This is a genomic window from Commensalibacter communis (genome assembly GCF_947179015.1).
In the GTDB taxonomy this organism is placed as follows: Bacteria; Pseudomonadota; Alphaproteobacteria; order Acetobacterales; family Acetobacteraceae; genus Commensalibacter; species Commensalibacter communis.
On sequence record NZ_CAMXCM010000058.1, the window covers coordinates 1 to 202 of the forward strand.

The following is a 202-nucleotide window of genomic DNA, read 5'->3' on the forward strand; positions in this document are numbered from 1 at the left end:
CTCTCGTTGGTATTCTGGAACACAAGAACCAAACGCATCAACAGGGGTCAAAGATGAACGTGGTGCACCTCGTTCTGGGGATATGTATTTGCAATTGGCTGCTGCAGAGCATGAAGCCAAAACCTATATCAAGCTGAATAATGGTGAATGGTCAGAACCCCTTGGAATGGTGGCAGGACCAGAGGGTAAACCCGCATCCATT

1 protein-coding gene is annotated in these 202 nt (G+C 48.0%); it reads left to right on the forward strand.

Features of this window, described 5'->3' with window-relative positions; translation table 11 throughout:
* Nucleotides 1–202, forward strand: a 202-nt coding sequence (locus PQG54_RS12410) for a hypothetical protein (RefSeq protein ID WP_271807758.1), incomplete at both ends; no start/stop codon positions are given.